At 33.6% G+C, this 12,396-nt stretch carries 2 protein-coding genes; both read right to left on the bottom strand.

The window, feature by feature from the left end; genetic code table 11:
* Window positions 1-13: 13 nt before the first annotated feature.
* Window positions 14-10,900, bottom strand: coding sequence for an autotransporter-associated N-terminal domain-containing protein (locus E6771_RS05770; RefSeq protein WP_316090229.1), 10,887 nt, complete (start codon window positions 10,898-10,900; stop codon window positions 14-16).
* 436 nt (window positions 10,901-11,336) lie between these two features.
* Window positions 11,337-12,008, bottom strand: coding sequence for a suppressor of fused domain protein (locus E6771_RS05775; RefSeq protein ID WP_316090230.1), 672 nt, complete (start codon window positions 12,006-12,008; stop codon window positions 11,337-11,339).
* Window positions 12,009-12,396: the final 388 nt, after the last annotated feature.

Below are 12,396 nucleotides of genomic sequence, written 5' to 3' on the forward strand. Positions count from 1 at the left end.
ATTTTAAAAACTATTAAAATCTATACAGCATATTTATTCCATATCTTGTAGCGTCTACACTTCCACTCTGTCTTGTTACTTCAAATCCGATACTATGCCCCTCTTTAGTTTCATATTTAAGCTCAGCTCCTATCTTGATGATTTCTTTTACTTCTTTTGGTTCTTCAAGACTATAATAACCTGCTGATGTATTTTTGATTTTTGCTTTATTAGCTCCATCATATACTTTTCCAAGTTCATATTCTGCTGTTGCTTTTCCTATCAAACTGATTTTTCCAGATTTTGTATATTGCTTCAGTGCAATGTCTGTTCCTACTCCTGGTCGAACTATATACATATCTCTAGATTTAATTTCAAGCTCAATTCCATCTCCGCTTTCTTTAAAATTCTCATATTTTCCATATCCTAAATTAAATGTTCCAAATACTCCAATATCTATTTTTTCGCTGTTTATAGGTATGTCATATCTGATTTTGTTTTTCCATTCTGCTGTTCCAGACCAATATTTTCCTGTATTTTTATATGTACCATTACTCAAACGAATTTTTCTGTCTGTTTCATGGTGGTTGATTCCTATTTCACCTCTAGTAAGGTATTTAAGATTTTTACTTTCATCTATAAATTCTTCAAAACCTGCACCTAGATTAATAGAATATACTGTTTCATCTGAACCATAATCAAAGTCAAATTTAGTTTGTGTAAATCCTAAACTCCAGTTAGATGATCTTCCATATTTCATATGATCTTGCTCTTTTAATACCATAACTCCAAGAGATTTAGAATCATAATCTTCTACACCAGCATTTTTATTTTTAGATTCTCCATTTTTTACAATAGCTCCTATTTTTACTGATTCTCTTGCATAAAGTTTATTATTCTTTAAGTTTTCATATGAAATATCAAATACTTCATTGATATCTAAAATTCTTTGCTGAATATTAGCATAGACATTTCCTCTAAGTTCCATATCGAATGTAGCTCCAAGCTCATCTTTATTTGAAATCAGATCCAAAGCATCAAACATTTTAAGTTCTTTATTTACAGCTCCAGTATAAAGTTCATCAAGTCCATTTCCAAATTCTATTGCTTCTGTTCCTGAAAGAAGCTTCTTATATGGTATTTTTACCATAACTATTCTTACTAAATCAGGATCAGTATCATCTTTCTGCAAATCAGCAAGGAAAGAAACTGAATGTGATATAGCAGTCAATGAACCATTATTCGGGATATTTGTTATTCCTTTTAAGTACTGAATAGTATACATATTATGATTAGTTCCTTGAGTTACATTAGGTAAAACTATAAACTGTCCTGCATTAAATGAGTCAGCATCTATTGTTCCAATATTACCATTAGTTCCTCCCAATGTTACAGTTCCTAAATCAAGGGCTCCATTTACTTTTATTGTTCCAGTATTTGTAATAGTTATTCCATCTATTGAAGCAGTTGGACCATCTATTGTTATATCTCCTATATTGGCTAAAGTTCCCCCACCTTGAATAACTTTAGATGTTCCCGGAACTGCAATAGTAATACTTCCCTCATTAAGCATTACTCCTGCATCTCCCAGATAGATACCTGTTCCAGTAGCATTATTTATATGTATAGTTCCATTATTTCTGACAGTTGCTCCATAATCTACATAAATACCTTCATTTCCTGAACCATTTACCTGAATATTTCCATTATTTATTACTGTAGAATTATTAGTAGCCGCCATACCTCTTGAACTGCTTCCATTAACATTAATAGTTCCATTATTTATAAGAGTAGAGTTTTTAGTTGCCTGCATTCCATATGCAAAGTTTCCTCCAACATTGATTGTTCCAGTATTTAATGCAGTACCTCCATCATTGGCTACCATTCCAACACCGTGATCAAATGGAACATCTATTGTTCCTCCATTAGCTAAGTTACCAGATTCTGCAGCCATACCTACAGATACTTTTACGACACCTGCTCCTACAGTAGATTTACCTGCTGTTATAGTTCCAGTATTTGTCATAGAACCTGCCTTTGTATACATTCCTATGCTGTAATCACTCAATGCAAGAGTTGCAGCACTTGTTCCAGTTCCATAAGCAGAATAAATATATGTAGATTCTATTCCTGCATTTATTCCAGCTCCAGCCATTACATCTATATTTCCATTTTCAGTAGCTATTCCAGCAGAAGATTTTCCAACTGTAATAGTACCTCCATTGTGCTGTACTGATGTATTTCCTGTTCCATATATTCCTGCTGAATGACTGTCTCCTACGCTTATATTTCCAGTGTTTGCAACAGTACTTCCATTTTTTACAAATATACCATTAGAAGTATCTCCTAAAACAATATTTCCAGTATTTACAACACTTTGTCCAATTCCATAAATACCTGTATTCTTTCCACCTGCATTCAAAATACTTCCAGTATTTGTAATAAGTGTATTTTCTCCATAAATTCCTACAGCATCTCTATCTATTTTTACTGTTCCATTATTTAGTATGGAACCAGCATTTTTTCCATAAATTCCCACTGCTGAATCAAATATGCTTCCAGTGTATGTTCCTTTTCCTACTTCAATTACGCTTCCTGCTGCATTTGTAATAGAAGTTCCATTCTCTCCATAGATTCCTATACTTGCATCTCCAGTAAGATTTATGTTACCTGTATTTACAGTATTTCCTGTCCCAGTATTTATTATTCCTTTAGCTTTTAATACTGCTGACACTATATTTCCAGAATAATTTATATTTCCATTTTTTGTAGTAAATATTCCTACAGATTCGCTACCCATAAGATTTATATTGTTTCCAGAAATAAAAGCTGCTGGATTATCAAGATATACAGCAGTTCCTTTGCTGCCAACTGTGATATCCCCTAAATTAGAAACTCCAGAAAAATCTCCTGTACCAGTTATAAATATTCCTGTTCCCTCATTTCCAACTGTAACATTTTTCCCATTAAAGTCTACTAATGAAGTTCCAGAAAGTGTAAGAGCTATATTTTTATTCCCTATAACTATATCAGAGCCAGTATAATTAATATTTCCTCCAGCTGCATAGAGTAAAGTAGATTCTTCTCCTATGTTTGCTGTTCCGCTGATATTCAATATTCCATCAGCTCCAGCATAATATGCTGCTGACTTATCTCCTACTGATATATGCCCTGTTGAAGTTCCTACAGCAAAATCCTCTGCATATATTCCTATAGATTTATCTCCTGTAAGATTAATAACTCCATTGTTAGTAAGGGTAGTTCCAATTCCTGTTCCTACCATGGCTTTTCCGTTTAATGCTGTTCCATTGATAATTCCAGCTGCTGAATTGAGAATAGCTGCTCCATTATCTCCCTGTAATCCACTGCTTCCTACATTTATTGATGTATTATTAGTTATCGTTCCCAAAGCTCCTGAAACTATAACATTTGTATAGTTTATATTCAATGTAGAACCAGTATTGAAAGTAAGAACTCCATTATCAATATATGCAAATATTCCATCTACAGTATTTGTTACAGTTCCTCCTGTAAGATTTAGGATTCCACCATTATTTACATAGAATCCTATATTATCTGTTCCTCCTATATTTACACTTCCTCCAGTACCAAGAGTAAAAGATGTTCCAGAATCAATATATGCTCCTATTCCTCTAGCAGATGTACTTGCAGCAGTTATATTTAAATCTCCTGTATAAGTTATATTTGCTCCAGTCATTCCAGTGCTTCCAAGATAAAGCCCTATTGAATCTTTTCCAGTAACATTTATATCTGTACCAATATTTCCTGTTACAGCTGGTTCTGCATAGATTCCTATTGCTCTGTCTTCTCCAGTGAGATTAAGAGTTCCTGTATAACTTATTGTGCTGTTAGAAAGATATATTCCTATTCCTTTATCTATTCCAAAATTATATGTACTGCTTCCAATTATATCTCCATTTTTTACATAAACTCCAATTTTATTTCCTGCTGCTACAGGAGTTCCAGTGATAGTTCCCAATCCTGTAACTACAGATGTTCCATCTATATATATTCCTACTGTATCCTGTCCTATTAAATTAAGAGTTCCTGTATTATTTAGAGATGAAGTATTATTTGCATAGATTCCTATACCATCATTTTGTATTGTTTGATTTCCAGTATTTGTTATATTTACCCCATCAGCATAAATGCTTACAAGATGATTTCCAGTGTGAACTACTTCTGCTGCATTAGTTATTGGAGAAGTTCCCTTATAGTAGATACCTACTCCCTTATCTCCAGCCCCGCTTGAATATACTGTGTTGAAGCTTCCAGAAGTAAGAGTTGAATCATCTGCATAGACAGCTATTCCTTTAGAACCCATAGATATACTTCCTGAATATCCTGAAATATCTATTGAACTGTTTTCAGCATAGATTCCTGTTCCGCTGTTTCCTACTGTTATATTTCCAGAAGTAAAAACAGAACTTCCTCCATCTAAAATCATTCCCACAGAGTTATTACTCATAACTATATTTGTTCCATTAAGATTTACTTTTCCAGTATTTTTTCCAACAACAGCAGTCATATTAGTTCCTGTATCTGTTATAGTTCCTCCAGTCAGATTGGCTGTTGAACTGTTTCCATCTACTAGTATTCCTATTCCGCTGCTGATAGTCATTGTCCCTGAATGATTAATTGTTGAAGCATCTTTTCCATAAAGTCCCATATATTCAGAGGTAATGTTTCCAGTATTAGTTAAAGTTCCCTGTTTAGCAAAACCTCCTATGCTGGAACCTGCTGCTGTTGAATTAAGAGTTCCAGAGTTGATAAACTCCCCTCCATTTTCTGCATAAACTCCTATAGAAGATGTTCCTTGAGCTAGGATAATTCCTGTATTAGTAACTTTTCCTCCTGTACCGCTGACAATCATTGCTACAGAATTATTTCCTGCTGCTGTCACTGTTCCAGAAGAATTTGATACTCCCCCTTTAAAGTAAGCTCCATATCCTCCAGCAGCATTAATATCTATATCTCCAGTATTAGTCACATTTGAATTTACAAAATATGCTCCTATTCCTTTAGCATTCAGAGTTATATCTCCACTGTTATTGAAAGAAGCCAGATTTGTTCCATACATTCCTATAGCTTCATCACTTCCAGGAGCCAATACTATGTCTGCTACATTTTTAACAGAATTTTCTCCATAGAAAACTCCTATTGGCCTCACTGGATCTCCTGCTCCGTCTAAAGCTGTTGATGTACTGTTGACAGTTATTATTCCAGTATCTGCAAAAGCTCCCTCTTTGTAGTAAGCCCCTATTCCTACTTTGCCATTAGTATTTGATGCAATATTAAAAGTAATATTTCCAACAGTACTTGAAGAAGTATTTCCTTCTAAATATGTACCAATTCCATTAGCACCTACTGTAATATTTCCTGTTGTTGAAGATATTGTAATATTATTTCCTTTAGCATAAACTCCAATAGGTATATCTCCATTGGCAAAACTTGTGGCAGTTACATTAATTGTTCCGCTTCCAAGTCTTATAGCTCCTGTATTTGTTCCAGCAGTTACAGCAGAAATTCCAATATTTGCTGCTCCAGTAACATTAATTGTTCCATTGTTCTGGAATTCAAAATTTCCATTATCAGTTGCATTATGAACTCCAATACTTCTTGTTCCAGTACCTATATAAGCTGCATTAATAGTTCCAGAATTAGTAAGAATAGAATTCTTACTGTATATTCCAATATTATTTGCTCCTACTGTTATTACAGCATTTGTATCATTTGCTGTATTTTTAGCATTTGATAAAAACATTGCAAATTTTCTGTCATTTTCAGTTGCTGAATCAGAAAGGGTAATATCAGAATCATTGTCCAGAATTATTTTTCCTCCAGCATTATCTTCAATATATATACCTATACCATTTTTACCACTTATACTCATGGCACCAAGACCTTGATTTATATCAACAGTTTTATTTGATGCTAAGGCTGCACTGCTTTGGGCATATATTCCTATTGGATGTGTATTTGAAGAAGTATCCCCATTTCCCTGTACAGTTACTTTATCTCCATCAGTTGAAACAGAAGCATCTGCTGTATAAATTCCTACTGCTCCACTTACAGCAGCTCCACTGTCTCCTACTAAAATGTTTCCAGTATTTACAACTTCTATTTTATCACTCAGTATACCGTAGGCTCCTGTTGATTTAAGTGTAATATCTGCATTATTTATTATTTTTCCATCACCTGTTCCATAGATTCCTGCCACTGTTTCAGCATTTCCAGTGTTTACAACTTCCATATTTAATTGATTTGTAAAAATATCAGTAGAAGTATTTCCATTAAATGCCATTCCCATAGCAGTAGTTCCTGTTCCAGCTGCTCCGTTGTACTCTACAGTAAGCTTGTCACCAGCAGATGTTGTTGTTATATTGGTATTTCCATCTAGTTGAAGAGCTACCCCTCCCTCTTTTATAGAGATTCCATAGTCTCCATCCATTGTTATATCAGAGTTTTCTGTATATACCCCTATACCATTTTTTCCAACAGAGATATCTTTATTTCCTGGAGTTCCAGTAGAATCTTTTAAAGTTATAGTTCCTCCATTTGTTGCTCCACTGCCATTTTTTACAACTATACCTTTTCCTTCATCTCCAAGATTGATAGTACCTTCATTTGTTACTTTTATATCTGCTTTAGCTGCTGTAGTTTCATTATTTTCTACATATATACCAATTCCATGAGTTCCTCCAACAGTTATATCTCCCTTGTTGACAACCTCTCCCCATGCTCCAGCTTCACCAGTATTTTTTCCGTATGAATCAGGGGCATTCATATTTGTTGCAAGAGATAGTATTCCTATACCAGAACTTAGAGAATCTGATGATGTTACTTCAATTTTTCCTCCAGCTTTATTCTCTATTTTACTTCCATTGACTCCATAGGCAGCAACACCTTTTCCTGCTGTCACCTTTCCGCCATTTTCTATATTGATATGTCCAAAGCTTGTATATACAGCTATTGCTTCATTTGTTCCTTTACTTATATCAACAGTTCCCTTAATAGTATATCCAGAATCAGTGTTAAGAGTGGCTGTATTATTTGATCCTAAATACAGTCCGTTTCCATTTAATGATGATACAGTGTACCCACTATCAAGTGTAACTTTTTCTTTTTCCATTGTTATATTATTAAAGCCATCTACTACACTTCCCAGTCCTGGTGTTGCAGAAGTATAATCTCTATTGACATTTGTTTCTATACTTAAATTTCCACCTTCAAGACTGCTGTTATACCAGTATCCATTATCAATAATAGCAGCAACCTGTGGTATATTCTTCAGACCATTTGTAGAGTGATTAAGATAATCTGAACCACCATCCCATACTGTAGTCACTCCTTTAAATACCCCAAGATTTACACCATTATCTGTAAGATTAATAGTGACATTTGACATTCCGTTATATGAAGTTGTTCCTGCAGTACTTCCTGCAAAGTCAGAAGAATCTCCATAGAATACAACTCCTTTTGACATATTAACTGTAGTTGCTCCCATAAATACAAGATTCCCTCTGTTTCCAGCTGCTGCTGAGGAATAAAAAGCAAGCTGTCCATCAGTATTATGATTGATAGTTCCACCATAGAAATTTACTGTACCTTTATTAAGAGCTATTAACGCTCCATTGCTTCCTGTATTAATAACACTGTTATTTCCTTGAATCTCTACTTTGCTTGTACTTCCACTTGCATAGGCACCCAATCCATTTACTTTTAAATTTCCTGTAACAGTTACTTCTGCTCCATCTCCTGTGTTTGCTCCATCATAGCTTACTGCAGCAGCTCCTGTATTTTCTCCATCTGCATGATCTAATATTATATCACCATCTACTTTTATTACAGATTTTGCCATTGTAGCAGCTCCTGGTACTGCAGTAGCTATAGGATTTGTTCCATTGTCCCATTTATATGTTCCATCTGCATAAGCTGCTGTTGAGCCAGCACCATGTATTGTTATATTTTTTGTATTTACCTTTCCGCCTTTATTTGTAATGGCAGCATAAGATTTTTTTCCACCCATTTCCAAATCCTGCATAAGATTAATTTCTGAACTATAGCCAAGAACATATTTCTGTCCAGGTGCTCCATCTGTTACTACCCCAGAAGTTATTATTGTTCCATCATTAGGTTTTATCACAGCAGGTCTTGGATTAAACCATACTCCCTCAGCATAGGCAATAACTGTTCCTTCTGCTCTTTTGCTGTCGTTGCTTTCTGTTTCCTGTCCATCAGTTATTTTAGTTGAAGGATTAATTGCAACAACACTTCCATTTTTAGCAACTACTGCTATATTATTTTTAGAGTATTCTCCAAATTCTACTTTATAATCACTGATCATCAAATCCTTAATAGGATCATTTACTAATTCTGTGTATCCTAATTGTGTTCCTGAAGGGACTCCTCCATAAGGATTTGTTGTTTTTGTTTCTAAATTTGTAGTAGCTGGGAAATATCCATTAGCTATTGTAAGTTCTTTTCTCTGTCCTGACTCAACATACAGTGCAACATTTCCACTGCTCTTATCGTTTTCCCCATCTGTATTTCCAGCTCCCAGCTGGGCACTTCCAATAGTTGTACTTCCATCAGACTCAAGTTTGCTGTATAGATGAACTCCCACTTTATAATCTAAAACAAGATTTCCTTGAAAAATTCCATTATTATCTGGTCTTTTTTCACTTTTTGCCAGATATATTCCAACATTTTCATCTGCATTCATATATACAGTTCCCAAATCAACAAGAGGAGCTTCATTAGGAGACATTGCAGAATTATATGCATATTTTGTTCTGTCAGATACATAATGATTCAGCCACAGTCCTACATTTCCACTTCCATTAAAGCTTAAAACTCCTTTTTTGACTCCATCACTGTTTTCTACTCTGAATCTTCCCGGTGTAGGATAGTATACCAGCAATCCTTCTGGATTTGCAACTGAACTGAATGGTTTATAAGTCCCATCTGACATTTGAGTTGACGCAGTATTGTAACCTGTCCAACGGCTGGAAGTCCATGGTTTCATATAGTAATATGCGTTTTTAGAAGTTTCTATAGACATATTCATAACTCCAAAGATTCCAGCTTTTCCCTGTACATTGTCTGTTTGAGGAAGAGCCCATTTTACATTTGCAGTTCTCTTGTCCAATGTTCCTGAAACTTCAAATTCTGGATATGCCTGTCCTGAAAATAGAGTGTTTTTATCTCCAGTTATACTTATATCTGTATTTCTAAATTCTATACCTGTTGCATAAGAAGCTGAATAATGCTGAAGCTCACTGCTTAATGTTGTAAGTCCCATCAATTCTATTGAAGAATTATCAAAAACTGTTACTCCATTATTTCTAAGAAGAACAACTCCAGATTCTGTTACTTTTTTTGCATCTCCTGCTACCTCTATTATAGTTCCAGGAGCACCATCTGCTCCCCCGATTTTAAAATCTATCTCTTTTAATATCAGAGGAGTAAGTCCTCTTCCAGTATTAGTTACTACCCATCTGTTTTTTTGATCTATCTCATCTTCAAAAATTGTACCTGCTGCAACATTAGGAGAATCTACATAACTTGCTGGTCCATTCATTACCTGTGTTCCATCAGTATATTTTATAGCTGTTGTTATAAAGTTTTCATTACTTTTTATATTTTTATATCCAGAATATCCTCCAGATGAATCTCTGTAGGCATATACTTTTCCTCTTCCGTCTCCTGTACTTGAAGTTCCCGGATTAGTATCTCCTGCTTCTATATTTACCCCATTTATCAAAGGAGCATTTGTATCAGTCTGTCTTCTTATTTTTCCACTTCCAAGATATGCCTGTGTCTGTGCCCATGTACTGACTCCTGCTGCTCCACTTGGAGCATAGATGATATCTGTATCAAAATAGTTTACTCCTTTATATCCCAGCCATGTTCCTCCTGGTGCTACATAAGCATCAAATGTTGGTGCATTTGGAGCTGATGGAGAAGATACACTTGGTGATGGAGGGATGATTGAAGGAGGTACCAAAGGATTTACTGAAATGGCTATACTGGGTGTAGCCAATCCCGGTATATTCAATGCTCCAGGTCCTGCAACATTAATAGCTCCAATAGATATATTTATATTAGGTTCATTTACAGATACTGTTATATCACCTGGCTGTACAGGCATAGTTGGTAAAACTATACTTGGAAGTATCACAGTGGGTGGTGCTACTGTTACACTCCCAATACTTATTGATGTCATAGAAGGTGATGTTACTGGAATAACTACTGGTGCTGCTGGTACAGAAAAAGCAACATTTGGAACATTTGCTTCTTCTATTACAGGGGATTTTACTACTGGTAATACAAAAAGTCTAGATTCATAATCATAGACATTGGTATTTTTATTATATTCTTCACCAAAATTTATCCAACCACTTGATTTATGTCCATTTAAGTGACTGTTATAAGTATGCTGAACTGCTCCGAGAAGAGTTCCCTGTTCACCTGCTGTTCCATTATTTAAAGCTTCATTGAATCTTTCTCTTATGCCGTCCATACGCGTGTTAGTTCTAGTACTTCCCTTCCAATCCTTGCCTACATTATGCACTCTTTTATAATCAGCAAGAATAGATGAGGCATAAGCTGTTTCAATGGGCTTTGCATAAAAATCAGCTTCTTTTAACAATAATTTTGAATTGATTGAAAGGTTTTTTAATAGTTTCTGATTTTCAGTCAGCTTTTTTTGTATTTCTTTTTTTTCAATTTGTATTTTATTTAATATTTCTATTTTGCTCTGCTGTAGATCCTTAATAGGCTCTTCTCCAAAAACTATTCCCCCTGATATCAAAAAAGATACCAAAAAAGAAAGAGAATAGCTTATTTTCCTCTTAAGAGATCTCTTTAGAGATTTTTCTACTTCTCTTTTTCTCATATAATCCTCCCCTGGATATTTTTAAATTTACTAGTTAACTCAGGTATTCTTTCTACTTACTCTTATTAAAATTTTTTCTTAAATTATTGCTATAAAAAATCATATAGTTCTTTAAAATTTATTTTTATATTCAATACATTTAAAGTTGTTTAAAGATATTTATTCATATAAAATATTATACCACACAAAATTTATTTTATAAAATGTTTTTTATATACAATTGTAGATGGATTAAGTTTCATTTTAAGATTTTTTTAATTTTTTAGAGCTTTTATATTAAAATAAAATTTTCAAAAAATTACTAAATTTTATACGTAATAAAAAAAAACCACTAAAGTTTAGTGGTCTTAAACATCTGTATTTTACTCAATATAAAAACCCATGAACGTTAGAATATTTTTTTCTAAAAATTACATGGATTTAAAAAACTTTATATTTAATCCTCTTTACAGAGATTTTTACGTTTTTTATCTACTACAGGAGGATAGGGAATTCCACTTTTTTCAAACAGCTCAAGCAGTCCTTCTGCCTGATTTTTAAACTTATACTGCATTTCTTCTTCATATATAGGTACTACTGTATAAAAGTTTATATCTTTATCTTTACTTACAGTTACCTTAGAGTCATCATCAATCAGAAGCATACAGTTAAATAGAACATCTTCAGCCACAGGTTCACCAGATGGCACTGTATGTCCAAATCCTAACCAAGTATTCTGTTCAATAGGAAGACGAGCCAATATTTTAAGCCATCTCAAAGGCCAGTACCAGATTTCCTCATCTGTATTTTGAAGATTCCAGTCTTTTGGAAGATTGATAATAAGTTCTGCTCTTTCAAGATTATATTTGGAAAGTTCTTTAGGTACATTCATTTTATGAGCACCCATTCCCATTGTTATTAAAGTATAATAATCACTTTCTTTTCTTGGTGGAATTATTGCTATGTCGACATGTATATCTGGAGATACAATCTCATGAAACACATTTGTAAAGTTTCCATATCTTTCAATTATATATTCCTCAAGAATATCTATTTCTTTTTCCTCATATACTTCTGGGTATTGCTTTTTCTGAACGACTTTTTTCTTTTTAAACATATCTGAAAACATTCTGCATCCCTCCCAATCAATTTAAATATAAATATAATTTTGATTATTGATTATATCATGAAGTTTTAAGCAATTCAATCATTATTTATTTTCCTAATTAAGTAAGATTTTATACATATACACGTTATTTTCTTTTTAATTGTTTTATCAAATTTTTTAATTTAATTAATAATGAATTTTCAGTATATTTTTTGAAATAATTTTCCAGAATAAAAAAAGCTGGATAAGAGAGAATGTGAAAAGGAAAGATTATTTGCAGAGAAATTCAGAATAGAAAATATAAAGACATTGGCAGATGGAATAAATAGAATCGAGGAGAGAATGACAAGAATAGAGGAACAGCTGATAAAACAATACAGAGATTAAAAAATAAAGAGTACTTTAAAAT

It is taken from the genome of Fusobacterium sp., from assembly GCF_032477075.1.
Taxonomy (GTDB): Bacteria; Fusobacteriota; Fusobacteriia; order Fusobacteriales; family Fusobacteriaceae; genus Fusobacterium_A.

Excerpts from the sequence above, each read along its gene's own strand:
- E6771_RS05770 (WP_316090229.1), bottom strand. The coding sequence starts at position 10,900 with ATGAGAAAAAGAGAAGTAGAAAAATCTCTAAAGAGATCTCTTAAGAGG.
- E6771_RS05775 (WP_316090230.1), bottom strand. The coding sequence starts at position 12,008 with ATGTTTTCAGATATGTTTAAAAAGAAAAAAGTCGTTCAGAAAAAGCAA.